The organism is Paraburkholderia elongata, from assembly GCF_013177735.1.
Taxonomy (GTDB): Bacteria; Pseudomonadota; Gammaproteobacteria; order Burkholderiales; family Burkholderiaceae; genus Paraburkholderia; species Paraburkholderia elongata.
In genome coordinates this window covers 1-16,527 of record NZ_WOEZ01000125.1, presented here as the reverse complement: position 1 = coordinate 16,527, position 16,527 = coordinate 1, and the positions used below count along the sequence as shown (strand labels likewise).

The window sequence follows — 16,527 nt, the reverse complement described above, 5'->3', positions numbered from 1 at the left end:
GACTCCGTCAGGACTTGGGGGAAGCCGGCGATGCGCCCGGCTGCAACAGTACGACCACCGCACCCGCGCCGCCGTCATGCGGACGTGCCTGGCAGAACGCGATCACCTCGGACTTCTGTACGAGCCACGCGCGCACTTTGCCCTTCAATACAGGTTCTTTACCGATCGACCCGAGGCCCTTGCCGTGAATCACGCGCAAACATCGCAGGCCACGTTTCACCGACTCACGAATGAACTCGGCCAACGCCTCGCGCGCTTCCTCGCGACGCATGCCGTGCAGATCGATTTGCGCCTGCACGATCCAATCGCCACGCCGCAGTTTTCGCACGACCTCCTGGCTTATGCCGGGCCGGCAATAGGAGAGCGTTTCGTCGGTTTCGAGCAGGATCTCGGGATCGAACTCGTCAGAGATCGCTTCGTGCAGCACGGCCTCTTCGTCCAGTTTGGTTTGCACCGGCAGCGGCGACGGGGGATTGCGCGCCAAGCTGGCGCGCGGCGGGACCGCCAGCGGTGCAACCGCGCCGATTTCGCGGCGAAACAGATCGGCGTCCGCCGAGGCTTCGCGCTGCGCTGCCGCTGCTGCCGCGCGTTCGCGTTCACGCCGTTGCGTGTCGCCCTTTAACGCATCGCGCAACGCGCCGAGGCCGGCTAGACCCGCGGCCGGTTCGATCTTCGGTGTGGCGACGGGTGCGGCCGCCTCGGGCTCGGGCCTCGCAACGGCGCGGGCGCGCTTCGGTTCGCTAGGGTGGGGCTGATTCTTCGGCATATCGGTAATACACAGAAAAGTAGATCGATCGCGCGACGCAAACAACACGCGCCAAGACGCAAAAAAGGCCGCCAGCTTCTCAGCCGCGGCCTTTTCAAAAGCAGGCGGCCGGGCCACGCCCTACCGCCATTTTACCGTTGCGCTTAATGTTGCGATGAGGTTGCAGATGAGGTTGCAGATCAGCGCTCGGCTTCGGCGCTCATCACGTGCTCGCCGATCCCGTCGATGGTTTCCAGATAACGCTGCGCGTCGAGCGCGGCCATACAGCCCGTGCCCGCGCTGGTGATTGCCTGACGATAGATGTGATCCTGCACGTCGCCCGCCGCGAACACGCCCGGCACGCTGGTTGCTGTTGCGAAACCGTTCAGGCCGCCCTTGGTGATGATGTAGCCGTTCTTCATCTCCACTTGGCCTTCGAAAATGTCCGTGTTCGGCTTGTGGCCGATCGCGACGAAGATGCCTTGCAGCGCGATGTCCGTGGTTTCGCCGTTTTTCGTGTTCTTGATACGCAGGCCGGTCACGCCGGATTGGTCGCCCGTTACTTCGTCGAGCGTGCTGTTCCACTTGATCTCGACCACGCCTTCCTTTTCCTTCGCCAGCAGACGGTCGATCAGGATCGGTTCGGCACGGAACTTGTCGCGGCGATGGATCACCGTCACTTTCTTGGCGATGCCGGCAAGATAGAGGGCTTCCTCGACCGCGGTATTGCCGCCGCCGATCACGGCCACATGTTGTTGCTTGTAGAAGAAACCGTCGCAGGTGGCGCAAGCAGACACGCCTTTGCCCATGAACAATTCTTCGGATGGCAGGCCGAGATACTGCGCCGATGCGCCGGTCGAGATGATCAGCGAGTCGCAGGTGTATTCGCCCGAATCGCCGATCAGGCGAATCGGCTTCTCATCCAGCTTGGCCGTATGGATGTGATCGAAAATGATTTCGGTGTTGAAGCGCTCGGCGTGCTCCAGGAAGCGCTGCATCAACTCCGGGCCTTGCACGCCGTTGCCGTCAGCCGGCCAGTTTTCGACGTCGGTCGTGGTCATCAGCTGGCCGCCTTGGGCCAGACCCGTGACGAGCACCGGCGACAGGTTGGCGCGTGCCGCGTAGACCGCTGCCGTGTAGCCGGCGGGACCGGAACCGAGAATCAGAACCTTGGCGTGTTTCGTGGAAGTTGCGGGCATGATCGAAATCCTTTTACGGCGCCCGGCTCGCCCATGCGAGGCCGCGCGACTTGAGCTGAAACTATAGATGGGTATCAGAGCGGCATTATAAAGGGCGGCACGCCGGCCTGCTCCATGAAGCTTTCTGATCGCGGCGATAGCGTTGCCACGGGTCCCGGCAGCCTTTCGTGAGGCCGATCGGCTAACAATCGGCTAAGTTACCGTCATTTACAGCCTCGCGTGAGGCACTGCGTTTACAATAGGCCGCATCGATGGACCCGGCAGCCGGGACCGGGTCTGGAGCCGCCTTAAGCGCCGCTTCGGGCCGCGACTCTGGCAGCAAATCGGCCACATAAGCAACAGGATCAATGGCAAAAGCTCCCTATTCCGCGAGCGCGCAGGCATTGCCGCACCGCATGTCGCGCCTTTTCACCGAAATCCGCTGGATCTTGCAGGTCGCGCTCGGCGTGTTCATGCTCATGGCGCTCGTCAGCTACAGCCGGCACGATCCGAGCTGGACGCATGCCGCCCAGGTCGACCGCATCGCCAACTGGGCGGGCAGGGTCGGCGCGTGGACGTCCGACATCCTGCTGCTGCTGTTCGGGCTATCAGCCTACTGGTGGATCGTGCTGCTCGGCCGCCATATCTCCGCCAATTACCGCCGTATCACCCGTCACGAGGAACTGCAGGAAGACGCGCCGCGCGATGCCGGCTGGCTCGCGGACGCGTTCGCGTTCATGCTGGTGTTGCTCGCTTGCGACGGTATTGAAGCGCTGCGCATGTGGTCGCTGAAAGTGCAATTGCCGCGTGCGCCGGGTGGCGTGGTCGGCGAAGCAGTCGCGCGCGGTATTTCGCATGCGCTGGGCTTCACGGGCGGCACCCTGGCGCTCCTGATCGTGCTTGGCATCGGTTTGTCGCTGTATTTCCGTTTTTCGTGGCTGTCGGTGTCGGAAAAGGTCGGCGAATCGATCATTTCGGCGGTCACGTTCGCCAAGTTGCGCCGTGAGGCCGGCCGCGACCGTAAATTGGGCGAAGCCGCCGCCGTCAAGCGCGAAGGCAAGGTCGAAAAGGGCCGCGTGCGGATCGAGGAACACGAGCCGGTCATGATCGTGCCGCCGGTCGTCACGCCTGCCAAATCGGAGCGCGTCGAGAAAGAGCGGCAAGTGCCGCTCTTCACGGACCTGCCGGGCGACTCCACTTTGCCGCCGATCTCGCTGCTCGACGCGGCGCCGGTCGCGCAGGAAACCATTTCCGCCGACACGCTCGAATTCACCTCGCGCCTGATCGAGAAAAAGCTCAAGGACTTCGGTGTCGACGTGAGCGTGGTGGCCGCGTATCCGGGCCCGGTCGTCACGCGTTACGAAATCGAGCCGGCTACTGGCGTGAAGGGCAGCCAGATCGTCGGTCTGGCGAAGGACCTGGCGCGTTCGCTTTCGCTGGTGTCGATTCGCGTGGTCGAGACAATTCCGGGCAAGAATTTCATGGCGCTGGAGTTACCGAACCAGCGCCGTCAGACCGTGAGTCTCTCCGAGATTCTCGGCTCGGCGGTTTATGCGGATGCGGCGTCGCCGCTCACCATGGGCCTCGGCAAGGACATCGGCGGCAAGCCCGTGTGCGCCGACCTCGCGAAGATGCCGCACTTGCTGGTGGCCGGTACGACCGGTTCGGGCAAGTCGGTGGGTATCAACGCGATGATCCTGTCGCTGCTCTACAAGGCGAGCGCCGACCAGGTCCGCATGATCCTGATCGATCCGAAGATGCTCGAAATGAGCGTCTACGAGGGCATTCCGCATTTGCTGTGTCCGGTCGTGACGGACATGCGCCAGGCCGGTCACGCGCTGAACTGGGCGGTGGCCGAAATGGAGCGCCGCTACAAGCTGATGAGCAAGCTTGGCGTGCGTAACCTCGCCGGCTACAACAACAAGATCGACGAAGCCGCGAAGCGCGAAGAGAAGCTGCCGAATCCGTTCAGCCTGACGCCGGACGATCCGGAACCGCTCACGCGCCTGCCGAACATCGTCGTCGTGATCGACGAATTGGCCGACCTGATGATGGTGGTCGGCAAGAAGGTCGAAGAGTTGATTGCGCGGATCGCGCAGAAGGCGCGCGCGGCCGGCATCCATCTGATTCTGGCGACGCAGCGTCCGTCGGTCGACGTGATCACCGGCCTGATCAAGGCCAACGTGCCGACGCGCATGGCCTTCCAGGTGTCGTCGAAGATCGACTCGCGCACGATTCTCGATCAGCAAGGTGCGGAATCGCTGCTGGGCATGGGCGACATGCTGTACCTGCCGCCGGGCAGCGGCCTGCCGGTGCGCGTGCATGGCGCGTTCGTGTCGGACGAAGAAGTGCATCGCGTCGTCGACAAGCTCAAGGAGCAGGGCGAGCCGAACTATATCGAGGGCATTCTCGAAGGCGGCGTGACGGGTGAGGGCGACGAAGGCTCTGCGGGCGCCGGGGGAGCCGGCTCGGGCGACGGTGAGTCGGACCCGCTATACGACCAGGCGGTCGACGTGGTGCTGAAGAACCGCCGAGCGTCGATCTCGCTGGTGCAGCGGCATTTGCGCATCGGCTATAACCGTGCGGCGCGCCTGCTCGAGCAGATGGAGAACTCGGGCGTGGTATCGGCGATGTCGTCGAACGGCAATCGCGAGATTCTTGCGCCGGCGCGGGAAGCGGAATAGGCGATCCATACGGCTATTCCACCGAGCCTGCCGCAAAGCGCCGTGTATAAGTCCTGAGCATAAGTCCTGCGTATAAGTCCTGCTTAAGGCTTCTTGCTTAAGCTGTGACCCACGGCTGAGGGCTCGTTCCTTGGCTGCGCGGTTCAAGCTAGCCGCCACGGTCACCCGGCCGCTGCTCTCAACGCTCGCCGCCATGACCGCTCAACAAATTCAATCAAGGGAGAAAACACCATGCAGCTATTCGCGCAGCAGTACGCTCGACAGAGTGCTCAACCCAGCCGTTTTGGCCAACTCGCTCGCACGATCGCTCGTGGCGTCGGCAGTGTGGCGATCGGTGCGTCGATGCTCGTCGCGTCGCAGGCATTCGCGAGCGGCACCGAGCAACTGAAGGCGTTCGTCGCGCAAGTGCATTCCGCGCGCGGTACCTTTGTGCAGCAGGAAGTGCGCGCGCCGAGCAAGGCGCAGGGTGCGAGCGGCGCGAGCGGCGTGCTGTCCACGGCTGGCAAGACCGGTACGTCGAGCGGCACGTTCACCTTTGCGCGTCCGGGCAAGTTCATCTGGCAATACGAGAAGCCCTATGCGCAACTGCTGCAAGCCGACGGCGACAAGCTCTACGTGTATGACAAGGATCTGAACCAGGTGACGGTGCGCAGCCTCGGCGGCGCACTCGGTGCGAGCCCCGCGGCGATCCTGTTCGGCAGCAACGATCTGGACAAGAACTTCACGCTGCGTGATGCAGGTGTGAAGGCCGGCATCGACTGGCTCGAACTGACGCCCAAGGCGAAAGATACGCAGTTTCAGCGTGTCGGTATCGGCTTCAAGGACGGCAATCTTGAAGCAATGGAACTGCACGATGTGTTCGGCAACGTGACGCTGCTGACGTTCTCGAACATTCAGAAGAACCCGCCGCTGCCGGCCGATGCGTTCAAGTTCACGGTGCCGAAGGGCGCGGATGTGATCAACGGTTAAACTGGCGGTTGGAGTTTGCCGATTGGCAGAAGGCCGCGCATCTGGCGCGGTCTTTTTTATTGCGGATCGATTGCAGACCGCCTGCTTGCGCGCGCGGGACGCACTATTCGTCCGCTTCCAGAAATGGCACCGGTTGCGCAGAAGCGCCGTTCATTCATCCACTTCCAGCACCTGCACCGGATGCGCGGCCTTCATGTCGTCGATAAACGCTTCAACGATATCCGTTCGATGCTGCCGCGCGCGCGTGACCATATGAAACGCCACGCGGTAGCGCATCTGTGCCGGATTCAGCGCGGCCAACAAGCCCTGCTTGACGAACGGCGCCGCGAAATGCCCCGGCAGATAGCCGAGATGATGCCCTGACAGCACAAGCATCGCGACCGCTTCCATGTTGTCGGCGACGGCGGTGACGTTCTGCGGCGTGGTCGAACTTTCGGCTTCGGGGAGCGGATAGCTGCGCCACGCCCATTCGTGAGCTGCGGCTTCGGCGGGTGACACCTCTCCGGCTGAAGCGAACAGCGGATGCCCCTTCGCGCAATACGCGAATTGATCTTCGGCGAACACCTCGGTGTATTCGAGCGACGGCACCCGATGCCAGAAATAGCCGATGCCGATCTGAATCCGACCGTTCAGCAGCAGTTCTTCGAGTTCGCCCGGCGAGCGCACCAGAATCGAAAACCGCACCGACTGATCGCGCGCCCGAAACCTGCCGATCGCGTCGCTGATACGCGCGCTCGCCGACACCGGCGTGTGCCCGATCATGCCGATATCGAGCGTGCCGACCAGCTTGCGGCCGACATTGCGCGCCTGCATGCCAAAGGTATCGACGGCGGACAGCAGGGCACGCGCCGCGTCGATGAATTGCTCGCCGCGCGCGGTCAGGCTGAAGCCGCCGCGGCCGCGCTCGCACAGCCGGTAGCCGAGGCGTGTTTCCAGCGTGGCGAGTTGCGTGCTAATGGTCGACTGGCCGACGTTCAGCGTGGCCTGGGCCGGCGAGACACCGCCGGCGTCGACGATGGCGAGGAAGACGCGGATCAGCCGCAGGTCTAGATCGGTGAGTTGAGAGAACATACGTCAGGATACATCGATACGAATCAATGTGAAGTTTATTCTGTTCGTATTTTAACTTGCGGGAAACTGCTCAAGAATTGAGATTCGCCCGGCAAGGTGCGCTTTTCTATTGATCCCTCGGCCGGTTGCACTAATTTGCTTACTGCCCCCTTTTCATTGCCGAGACACGATGAATACTTCCTCCTTCATTTCCCCCGAAGCCGGTGAACGGCCGCAACCGCTGTCCGGCAACGCAATGCCCCGCTGCGGCGGCATTGCGACGATGATGCGGCTGCCGAACGTCGGCTCGGCCGAAGGGTTCGACGCCTGCTTCGTCGGCGTGCCATTCGATCTCGGCACCTCGAACCGCACCGGCGCGCGCTTCGGGCCGCGCCAGATCCGCAGCGAATCGGTGCTGCTACGCCCGTACAACATGGCGACGCGCGCTGCGCCGTTCGATTCGCTGCGCGTGGCCGATCTCGGCGACGTCGCAATCAATCCGTACAACCTGCACGATTCGATCAAGCGCATCGAAACCGCCTACGACGAAATCCTCCAGCACAACTGCAAGCCGATCACGTTGGGCGGTGACCACACGATCGCGCTGCCGATCCTGCGCGCGATTCATCGCAAGCACGGCAAGGTCGGTCTGATTCACGTGGATGCGCACGCTGACGTGAACGACACGATGATGGGCGAGAAGATCGCGCACGGCACGCCGTTCCGCCGCGCGGTGGAAGAGGGCTTGCTCGACTGCGACCGCGTCGTGCAGATCGGTCTGCGCGGCACGGGTTACGCGGCCGAAGATTTCGACTGGTGCCGCGATCAGGGCTTTGAAGTCGTGCAGGCCGAGGCGTGCTGGAACCAGTCGCTCGTGCCGTTGATGGCGCGCGTGCGTGAACGCATGGGCGACGGTCCGGTGTACATCACGTTCGATATCGACGGTATCGATCCGGCCTTCGCACCGGGTACCGGCACACCGGAAATCGCCGGTTTGACGGTGCCGCAGGCGCTGGAAATCATTCGCGGCTCGCATGGGTTGAACATCGTCGGCTGCGATCTGGTTGAGGTTGCGCCGCCGTACGATCCGTTCGGCACGACCGCGTTGCTCGGCGCGAATCTCGCGTTTGAATTGCTGTGCGTGTTGCCGGGTGTTGAGTGTCGGGCGTCGAAGCGTTGAACGGCGAGTTGAACTGTGGATTGAATTGATTAAGGTTGATGACGCATGAAGAGAAAAGGCCTGCAAACGTTATTCAGGGAAAAACTCGTACTATTACGCTGTGAGTGAGTAAATTAGCCAGTCTCGCAATGTTATATGTAACATTTACACGTAATATTTCCAAACCCCGCTTGCGAATGTGAGTGGGGGTTTTTCTTTGTGAACGGATTCGTGGGCTTCGCTCCTGCAACCCCGCACTCGCCGTTGGGCAGCCGGGGGTGGGTTCAACAACCAACCCACCCCCAGCAGCCATGAGCGTGAGCCGCTCCGGTCCGTCAAGAGCCTTTCGCGGCATAAACGGAATCCTTCCCACGCAAGCGTGGGCCCCTTCCATTTATTCCACGGTGCTCTTGACTGCCCGCCGCTCTAGAACCTTTCTTCCCACCTGCCCGACGCGTAGACGGAGCTACACCGCATTCAAGACCTTCTTAATAGCGGTGGCGAACCCAGCTCTGAAGATGGCATGCTCGTTCTTCGACACTCGGCCAGTTTTCGCGTCAACGCTCCAGCCCATCTTGTCGAGCAACTCCTTAGAGATAGCATGCCGCAGCGCCTCCACCTCCAAAGGCAAGAGCGTACTCATTGCTGGTAGCACTTGAACACCAGACGGAGATGTCGGTGCCGACATCGAGGAACTTGGGCGTCGGTCAATCACGACTTGGGCTTGGCTTTTCAGTAACGTGTTCTCAGCCCTGAGTTTGCGATTCTCGGCGAGGAAGCTCCCAACGACAGCACGCACCGAAGGGTCCGGTATCATGGCCAGCACATCGTCAGCCACGCCGGGCTCTGGTCTAACGGCCGGCTTCCGGGAAGCGCCATCTACATGGTTGGCCCAGGCCTTCAGCAAAGCCCGATAATGCTCCCCCGTCGCATTACGGATTGCCTGGGTGGAAGGCCCCCCGCGTGCCGCCGATAGCCGACCAATAGTTGCGACAGAGAAATCAAGGTTGCCAGCTTCATACTGCTCCTTGCAGAGGGTATGAATAAGCTCCAGTGATTGTTGGGTGCGATTGGTGGCATCCCGCTTCAACGCTGCCAGCACATCCTCGGGGGTTAGCTTATTCGGTGACATTGGCATCTGCCTCCATGGTTCCCTCAGGCGCGGCATGCTGCAAAGAGCGAGGAACCTTTATCGAAGTTGCGAGCAGTTGAGTCTCTGCCAATTCCACGACCTGGCCCATTGCCATCTCGTGTGCCAATTGTTCCATGTTCAGGTCCAAGCCAAGCTCCGCAAGCTGACGTGCGCCCTCAACAAAGGGGAGAGCATCCTTGATGCTGCCGGCTTCAGCGGCGAGCAGCCTTGTGATGTGTTGAACCACCGAAGTAAGCTCGTCGTCCGGGAGGCGGAACAGAATGGGTTCCTTGCCATTACGCGCCAACATCATGTCAAAGGCCTTGCCAGCTTGCAGGATGGCCTTACTCACGTCGTGCTCCGGGTACACAGTAGAGCCCGCGACGGAGGTGAGCACTTGACGCAATCTATCGCATTCGTCGATAGCCACGCGCACATCCTGCGAGCCGCCAACAGCAACCAACTGGACGCCATCACTTTGTGACCCACTCGTGGCCAATACCGTGCACTTGGCTATGAGCCGAAAGGTAGCGCTCGAGTCTTCAGCATATTTGTTGTTCTTCTCATACTCGCTCTGATGGATTTTACGCAGTGTATTAAGCTTGTCTTGTTCCAGAAACGGTCGGTCATTTTCTTGGCATTCGAATACTTCGTCCTCCAACGCGGTAATCTGGCCTTCCAACTTCACGATGCGCTCACCGACATCGCCCATTTGCAACTGGATGTTGTTCCAGTGGTTGTTCAGCCCATCGAGAAAGGCCGGACCGGTAAAAAACCAGCGGCATCGCGGACAGTTCTTCTGGGGATAGCCCGGCACCTCGCCGTACGTCACGGTGCCGGTATCCTCGTTGACGTACACGCCACCCGAGTCGCACCCCCATCCTCCCTTCGGGCAAAAACCCTTGTCGTCCTTTGTTAGGCTCGCCCCGCACTGCATCGCCAGCATCATCGCGGAAATCGCGGCCGGGTCGTGGTACGCACCGTGTGCTTCCAATTGCTGGTAGGTTTTGTCCTTCAACCAGCGCGCATAGTTTTCCTGCTCAGCCACCATCAGGCGCTTGGTGGCCGCGTCCATGGTCTCAGTGCAATAGGTAATTCCAGCTTTCGTGTAGTAGAGCGTCATCACCAGTCTTGCGTGCCCAGCGATGCATTTCGACAGAATGGACATGGGCACACCACCTTCCAGCGCATATGCGGTAATGAGCGAGACCCGCAGCGCGTGCAGTGGGTAATAGGTCGTTAAGAGAGTGTCTCTCCTTACAAATATCAGGGGTTTGTCAGCTAGGTCATGAAGCTGCTCCGCCTTGCAGTGCTCCTCTAAAGTGGCCAGTAACTTGTACCAAAGGGAGTCAAGGACGGATTGTGCCGCAACGGGCTTCGCTTTGTCCGAGCCATGGGCAGCGGCATCACGAAACAAGAAGCAAGTGGAGCCCATGGCTTTCAGTTGCACGTCGGATTTTGTCTTGCCGATGTGCTTGCGTTCGAGGTCCGTCCACGCCACCGGGGCCGAAATCGGATTGTATTTTTCTTGCCAATCTCTGAGTTTTTCTAGCCAAAACAGCACATCAGGGTGCTCCCATGGAATCGAATAGCCTTTGCTCCACTCGTCCTTCCCCTTGTCGGCGGTCTTGTTGGTATTGATAAACAACCCCGTCATTTGGCGATGTTTGATGTCATCTGTCATCTGGCGGAAGACACCGTGCCGCCAAGGATTTTTAACATGCCCTTTCGCCAACTGACTTGTGTTTTTTACCCATTCCCCCTTCACGTAGCGATGAGTGTCCGCCTCCCCGCTATCGAGCATGCGCACTTGGAACGTTCGCAGGGGCAATTGCAGCTTCAGATAGAGCGCCACCGCTCGTGCGGGGCTCCACATCTCAAACACCAATTCGCCATAGCCATGGGTGCTTCGCTCGTGCTCGGACGTCACGCGTTGCCGCCAGACACAGTCTGGGTCGGTCTTATCTATGTTGTCGACTGGCACGACAAACCAACCAGTCCTCTCTTCCGCTGATTGTGCCCAACTCCAATCAGCGAAGTTCTTCGCTTGGACAGGGCACAGCAGTCGACGTAGTCGTGTGATGAAATAATGAGGCAAAACGAGCTTGTTGGACTCGTCGTTTTTTCCACTTGCATGGTTGGAATGCATCGCATCGGGAAGCGATGGAATTGGATTCCCGAAGGCAGGGGAAGTTACACGATTGCCATCGTCATCGTCTACCGAAAAATAACTATTCAGAACGTAGTCAATGAAGTCGGATATTTTCGTGAAATGTAGGGCGATTTGACGTTTCGTTTTAAAGCGGGAAAGGCAGCGTTCGTAGATGCAAGGAGCCGAGTTATTCCGACGGAGAAAGTTTGCCGGCTCCACGTCCAGGCCCCCTTCATGTACATAGTCGACTAAGAATATTCTCAGAGCCGCCATCGCGTGGGATTTTCCTTCCTTTATGGTAGCGAGCCACTCCGCTGCCAAGACTCTCCATTGCTCTAGCTTCGGGTCAAGCGCTGTGGCGTAGCGACACTCAGCATCTTTTGAGGCCCCGCGAATTCTTTTCATTTTGACCTTGTCGTTATTGCTTGTCATCGCTATCTGCCCTTCTTCGTGAGATTTCCGGATTGCTTTTTCTTCACTGCCGACACTAAGGTCTCGAGGTCTGGCACCATTGGGAGCGACTGTCCGGAGGACAGGGTTTCATTCGCCTTTTCCAGCGCAGCAGTAACTTCCGAAATGGACGGCTCGGTGTAAACGGCTTGGGATTCGATGGACTTGTGATGCATGCCCTTCTGGGTAACGATGTTGTCAACTGCGCCACGCCTGGCGCGCTGACCGTATGCATGGCGATGGCCATGCTCGGTCGTACCGTTCATTTTCGCGGGTGTAAGGCCGATGCGGCGCACCGCGCGAGCATGGGCATCCCGGTAGGCGTCTATCGTGTAAGGTTCTCCGTGCTGAAGGCTCCGGAACGACACGAATAGAAATGGATGCCGGTCTGCCCCAATCCTTGCACGCATGCGCTGATACATATATAGCTTCCACGCTTGCATGAAAAGGCGGCCGCCAATACCGGCTGGCAGCCAATGGACGTGCATAAAGTTCTGCGTCGTATCATCTAGCTTCGGATTCTTCCAGCCGGACTTGCGGTTTCCTGTCTCTCTGTGGCGCGGGCGATAGCCCGGGTAGCGAGCCTGAAGATAAGCCTCCCGATTAGGCAAGTACCGTCCATCAGGTCCTCGGAAATCTTTTGGAGCAGCGCCGTCAATTGGATGGTAGACGCGGACGTAAGCTTCGTCCGGCTTCAGCGGGTCGCTCGTAATATCACCGACCCAAAGGTGAAATGGCTCCGAAACACGCAAACCGCCCCAATGCAGAAGTATTGTGATACAGATGCCACGCCAATCGTAACGCTCGACAATATCGGGGCTGTCTTGCTTGCCGGGCACAGTAAACCCCACAAACAAGAGTTCCATAAAGCGGTCGTCGGGAAATGCCTTGGTCTCCCCGTGGTCACCCGTTGGTGCCCTACGCTGGCGTGTATTGCGCGCCTGCTTGGCGGCCGCAGCTGCATCCGCGTAGCTATCAAGGTGCCCGAGAAAAGAGCGTTGTGACTTGTTGATAAACGCAGCCCAGTTCAGACGTTGCTCGAAGATAGTAGCCTCGCGCCACGGATTGAGGGGGATGGCACCATATTTCTTGTGCATCCAGTCCGAGAACTCGCTCAGCATGGTTAATAGTTGCTTGGCAGTCTTCGTGCGTTTGGGGAACCAGTAGAGATTGCTTGGGTCCCGACCGTCGTCGCCAATGGTGCCGGTATAAACTCGTTGGGTGAACGTTTCGAACAAGTCTTCGGGCTTGTCAAAGTACGCATGATTCGCTGCCACGTAGTCGAGAAGCATTTCCACAACTTGGCACAGCTTGTTCATCCAAGCGAGGCTCCTTGCCTGATAGTTGGCAAGCAAGTAGTCCACCACTGGTTCGAGCGCGATACATTGGCCACCTTCCTCGACCAGAATCGCCGGAATCTCGGCTCTTATACCGGTGTCGTCGGTCACAACCCGGGCGGGGACACGGACGTGAGTCATGTCGTGCCCTCTGCGATAGCCAACTGGTCAGCCACGGTAGCGCCCAATGCCACTCGTCGATGGCGCGCCCTCGGCACGGCTTCAACGGCCCGCCTAGCGGCGGCCTCATCACCAACGAGAATTACTTGCCACTGGGCTCTCGTGACGGCTGTGTAGATTAAAGTGCGGTCGAGCAGTCGATTGCCAGTAATGGGTATGAGGATGCGTTCCCATTGCGAACCCTGAGCCTTGTGCACGGTGATTGCATAGCCGAGTTCCAGGTCATCGAGCATCCCTTCGAATATCGGTCTGCGTTCCCCGTCATCCCATTCGACCCATGCCAAGGCATATCCTTTCTCCGTACCGTCATCGTCCCGGATAAGGCGTGGTTCGTCTTCAATCTGCGCTAGCTTCCCGAGCGAACCATTCTGCAGACCCCATTCCCAAAGGTTGCGAGTGCAGAGCAAGGGGTCTCCCAGATGGAAGCCCGTGTGAACATACATAGCGTACTCGCTGCTCCAAAGGCGGAGAGGCCTAGAATTTGCCGTAAGGCGTAGTTGGCACAGGGCATTGAGTCCATTGGTTCCGTCGATGCCATTGCGGCGGGACGAAAGAATCTGAGTATTGGTTGGGCTTTGCAGGTACAGCCTTAGAACTTCATCTGCGAGTGTGCCGTCGGGTTCAGATGCATGTCGCCCACTGGAAGCCGTCCACGGAATGAATGCGATAGGCGCTGATTCGATGTCTGGTAAATCGGGCCAGGCTCCGCCGTGGATAGCGTGCGCGGCTGCGGCAATCGCGCCACCATAACGCTTTACGACCTTGAGCTTAGCGTTGGGAATCCTAGGCATTTCAGTCAAAGCATGCAGGACGAGTCCGGGACCGACGGGCATCAACTGATTTGGGTCACCAACCAACAACATTCGAACATGGTTCGGGAGCAGTCCACACAGTCGGCTCATGGAAATGATGTCGACCATCGAGGCCTCGTCCACCACAACCACAGAAGGCGTAGCAAACGAGTCTGCCTGTGTAGTTCGAAGGAAGCTGGCGATTGTGCTAGCTGGGCGAGCGGTCGCTTCCTGCATGCGTTTTGCGGCACGGCCGGCCAGCGCCATTTGATAGATGTGAACCCCAGCCCGGTCGTAGATTTCGTAGAGGGCCTTCAGAACCGTCGTTTTGCCGACCCCCGCGCCACCGGTGATTAGCGCGAACGCATTCGCCGCAGCCGTCAATATGCCGGAGCGCTGTTCGTCATTGAGACTGATGCCTTCACTTACCTCGTACGCCGACAGTAGTGTGTGGACCTCTCCGTCGGACAACAATTGAGATGCGTTCGTTTGGTGTAGGCGGTCTGCGATGGCGCGCGCCACCTCGGTTTCCATTACAAAGGGCCCGAGGGGCCGGAGGCAGCCGTCGGCCTCAATCACATAGCTGCCGTTCGTCAACCCTCTGGACAGGGCGTCCGACATCCGGTCGCGCCAGGTAGAAGTGGAATTCTGCTCCCCAAGCACAGTGGCTAGACGTTCTACGAGCATGGAGCGCGTAGCCACCGTATGGCCATCGCCGAACAGGCGATAACAGCTTTCTTCGATGGCCCCTTGGACGCGGCGAGCATCGTGTTCTTCGATGCCGAAATGATGGCGGGCTAGGCTATCCACCTGTCGCCACGTTGCACAGAAGCTCAAGAGACGGTAAGGGTCCGCTTCAATCTTTTCTGGTGTCTCGGCCCCGAAGAATGCGAGAACTTTACGACCGGTCGTTTGATCGAGCCCTTTGGCATGTAGCCACTGGAGGGCGCGCGTGTTGCCGTACAACGTCCACGCCGACACGACTTGCCGTGCACTATCTTCGGTCAGTATCTTAGCCAAGGACACGACGTCACCCCGGTCAAGAATGTCGTACAAGTCGCTGCCGAACGTCTCCCAGAGCTTACGGGCCTTTACCAAACCGATGCCTTGGAATTCGGCGCTCTCCGCCATCAGCGTAATGATGTGCTCGCCTGACGGGAGCAGCAGTTCTGCCTCACTAGCGGTGATTTGCCACTCGGTCAGGTGGTAACCGTTGACGATGATGGCATTATGCGTGGGGTCGCCGCCGACTCGCCACCACTGCCCCACCTGCACAGACGTGCCGCCCAGAACCCGATTCGATGCTCGAACAACGTAGTAGGCTCGCGCATCCAGGACATTGCCTTGTCCGTCGATGGGCGCGCCGGTAAAGATGCAGCCGCCCTTTCCTTGCGGATTTTGGCTACGAATGGTGGATACCCGCAGCGTCTGCTCACTCATCGCGGTAGCCTCCCGGTCAGGGACAGGGCCTCTTGGAGCACGACATACCTTTCCAGTTGGCGCTTGAGCTCGTCGTTCTCGGCGCGCAGGCTTGCGTTTTCCTGCTCTAGCCGCTTCAGGCGTTCGCCATCACGCGTGGCGCGTTGCGGACCGGCCTCGCGCATCGGTGGGGCAGCTCCGTCAATCGGCAGTTTCTTTTCGAGTGCTGGCAGAATGCCACGCTGTCGCAGACCGTCTTCAACAGCCTTGAGTGCTGCCTTGATGCGAGGGTTTTGGTCGAGGGCGGACTTGGCGAATCCACATTCTTTGGCCATTTCTTTTCGTGACAGAACCCCGCGACTGACCATCTGCCGGAAGTCCATGTCTGTCTTGCTTGCCAGCCAAGTCTGGAAGATTTGGAAGTTCTGCTCTGCGATTTGCTTGCCGCTCGCCATGCTGTCGCCCCCAATGTTTTGTTAATAGTATTTATATTACCCCGAGGAACGTCAATCAAGATGTGGTAAAAAGCCCACTTGGAAAGTCCAAGTGGGCTTAGATGCGACTAATTATTAGGCCAAAACTACCCCAAATAACATTTGCAGGCCTTTTCCATATTGCAGGGATACTTACGCGACTCAAGCGTATGCAGTCTTCCGAGCCGACACCAGCGCCAGATAACACACCGCGCCGATTGCCAACGCGGGCAGCGTCGCGCCAAGATCCGGCAGCCATTGATTGATCGCCTGATACGACGCGATCCCGATTGCCCACGACGTGAACGCGCTCAGATGCCAGCCGCCCGAGAAGCCATAACGCCCGCGCACATCGCCGAGCACGGCGGCTTCAATGCGACGCTTGCGCACGATGAAGTGATCCACCAGCACCACGCCGAACAGCGGCGCGAACACGGAGCCGATCAACAGCAGGAAGTTCTGATACTTCGCCATCGGCACGAGCAAGGCGATCGCCGTGCACAGCGCGCCAAACGCCGCCGACAACAACGGCACGCTGCCGCGCGTCCAGAACGTGCCGGTTGAGACTGCTGCCGAGTGGATATCGGCGAACGCGTTGTCCACTTCGTCGATCAGGATCAGCAGCAGGGCGAGGCCGCCGCCCGCTTGAGCCAGCGCGCCGGTCAGCAGCGCATCGCCGCCGCCTGCCGCGAGACCGTAGATCGCGCCGAGCGCGTAAAACCAGATGTTTGCGATGCCATAGCCGAGCAGCGTGCCGCGGAAGGTCTCGCCGGGGCGTCGGCCGAAACGCGTGTAGTCGGCGATCAGC

At 59.5% G+C, this 16,527-nt stretch carries 12 protein-coding genes; 3 read left to right on the top strand and 9 right to left on the bottom strand.

The window, feature by feature from the left end; translation table 11 throughout:
* Positions 1-7: 7 nt before the first annotated feature.
* Positions 8-766: a Smr/MutS family protein gene (locus GNZ13_RS23325; protein WP_172168460.1), complete on the bottom strand. Its 759-nt coding sequence runs from the start codon at positions 764-766 to the stop codon at positions 8-10.
* 179 nt (positions 767-945) lie between these two features.
* Entirely contained in the window at positions 946-1,944 is a 999-nt protein-coding gene (trxB, locus tag GNZ13_RS23320) for a thioredoxin-disulfide reductase (RefSeq protein WP_172168459.1), read from the bottom strand.
* A gap of 347 nt (positions 1,945-2,291) precedes the next feature.
* Here trxB and GNZ13_RS23315 point away from each other — a divergent pair, with 347 nt between their 5' ends.
* Positions 2,292-4,607, top strand: coding sequence for a DNA translocase FtsK (locus GNZ13_RS23315; protein ID WP_172168458.1), 2,316 nt, complete (start codon positions 2,292-2,294; stop codon positions 4,605-4,607).
* Positions 4,608-4,838: 231 nt separating this feature from the next.
* Positions 4,839-5,576 carry an outer membrane lipoprotein chaperone LolA gene (lolA, locus tag GNZ13_RS23310; RefSeq protein WP_172168457.1) on the top strand — a complete coding sequence of 246 codons (738 nt, stop codon included), beginning with the start codon at positions 4,839-4,841 and terminating at the stop codon, positions 5,574-5,576.
* Between the two features lie 150 nt (positions 5,577-5,726).
* Here the strand turns inward: lolA and GNZ13_RS23305 are convergent, their stop codons facing one another.
* Positions 5,727-6,647 (bottom strand): LysR family transcriptional regulator, encoded by a 921-nt coding sequence (locus GNZ13_RS23305; protein ID WP_120298380.1) that lies wholly within the window; start codon positions 6,645-6,647, stop codon positions 5,727-5,729.
* A gap of 169 nt (positions 6,648-6,816) precedes the next feature.
* Between GNZ13_RS23305 and speB the strand changes: the two genes are divergently transcribed.
* Complete coding sequence (speB, locus tag GNZ13_RS23300) at positions 6,817-7,806, top strand: agmatinase (RefSeq protein ID WP_172168456.1); 990 nt, start codon at positions 6,817-6,819, stop codon at positions 7,804-7,806.
* 445 nt (positions 7,807-8,251) lie between these two features.
* On the opposite strand, the gene gmtX is transcribed toward speB, so the two are convergent.
* The 6 genes from gmtX to GNZ13_RS23270 form a co-directional block, all read right to left on the bottom strand.
* The gene (gmtX, locus tag GNZ13_RS23295) at positions 8,252-8,917 is read right to left on the bottom strand and encodes a gamma-mobile-trio protein GmtX (protein WP_172168454.1); all 666 of its coding nucleotides are present in this window, start codon (positions 8,915-8,917) and stop codon (positions 8,252-8,254) included.
* A complete protein-coding gene (gmtZ, locus tag GNZ13_RS23290; protein ID WP_172168452.1) occupies positions 8,904-11,501 on the bottom strand; it encodes a gamma-mobile-trio integrase GmtZ in 2,598 nt (865 codons plus the stop codon). Before gmtZ ends, gmtX begins: the two co-directional genes overlap by 14 nt.
* A gap of 2 nt (positions 11,502-11,503) precedes the next feature.
* Positions 11,504-12,997, bottom strand: coding sequence for a gamma-mobile-trio recombinase GmtY (gmtY, locus tag GNZ13_RS23285; RefSeq protein ID WP_172168450.1), 1,494 nt, complete (start codon positions 12,995-12,997; stop codon positions 11,504-11,506).
* On the bottom strand, positions 12,994-15,267 hold the full coding sequence (locus GNZ13_RS23280; protein ID WP_172168448.1) for an ATP-dependent DNA helicase: 2,274 nt from the start codon (positions 15,265-15,267) through the stop codon (positions 12,994-12,996). Before GNZ13_RS23280 ends, gmtY begins: the two co-directional genes overlap by 4 nt.
* A complete protein-coding gene (locus tag GNZ13_RS23275; RefSeq protein ID WP_172168446.1) occupies positions 15,264-15,701 on the bottom strand; it encodes a VPA1267 family protein in 438 nt (145 codons plus the stop codon). Before GNZ13_RS23275 ends, GNZ13_RS23280 begins: the two co-directional genes overlap by 4 nt.
* A gap of 180 nt (positions 15,702-15,881) precedes the next feature.
* Positions 15,882-16,527: cytosine permease (locus tag GNZ13_RS23270; protein WP_172168443.1), on the bottom strand; the 646-nt coding region annotated here is incomplete at its 5' end.

Coding starts and splice junctions, on each gene's coding strand:
- GNZ13_RS23325 (WP_172168460.1), bottom strand. CDS start 766: ATGCCGAAGAATCAGCCCCACCCTAGCGAACCGAAGCGCGCCCGCGCC.
- trxB (WP_172168459.1), bottom strand. CDS start 1,944: ATGCCCGCAACTTCCACGAAACACGCCAAGGTTCTGATTCTCGGTTCC.
- GNZ13_RS23315 (WP_172168458.1), top strand. CDS start 2,292: ATGGCAAAAGCTCCCTATTCCGCGAGCGCGCAGGCATTGCCGCACCGC.
- lolA (WP_172168457.1), top strand. CDS start 4,839: ATGCAGCTATTCGCGCAGCAGTACGCTCGACAGAGTGCTCAACCCAGC.
- GNZ13_RS23305 (WP_120298380.1), bottom strand. CDS start 6,647: ATGTTCTCTCAACTCACCGATCTAGACCTGCGGCTGATCCGCGTCTTC.
- speB (WP_172168456.1), top strand. CDS start 6,817: ATGAATACTTCCTCCTTCATTTCCCCCGAAGCCGGTGAACGGCCGCAA.
- gmtX (WP_172168454.1), bottom strand. CDS start 8,917: ATGTCACCGAATAAGCTAACCCCCGAGGATGTGCTGGCAGCGTTGAAG.
- gmtZ (WP_172168452.1), bottom strand. CDS start 11,501: ATGACAAGCAATAACGACAAGGTCAAAATGAAAAGAATTCGCGGGGCC.
- gmtY (WP_172168450.1), bottom strand. CDS start 12,997: ATGACTCACGTCCGTGTCCCCGCCCGGGTTGTGACCGACGACACCGGT.
- GNZ13_RS23280 (WP_172168448.1), bottom strand. CDS start 15,267: ATGAGTGAGCAGACGCTGCGGGTATCCACCATTCGTAGCCAAAATCCG.
- GNZ13_RS23275 (WP_172168446.1), bottom strand. CDS start 15,701: ATGGCGAGCGGCAAGCAAATCGCAGAGCAGAACTTCCAAATCTTCCAG.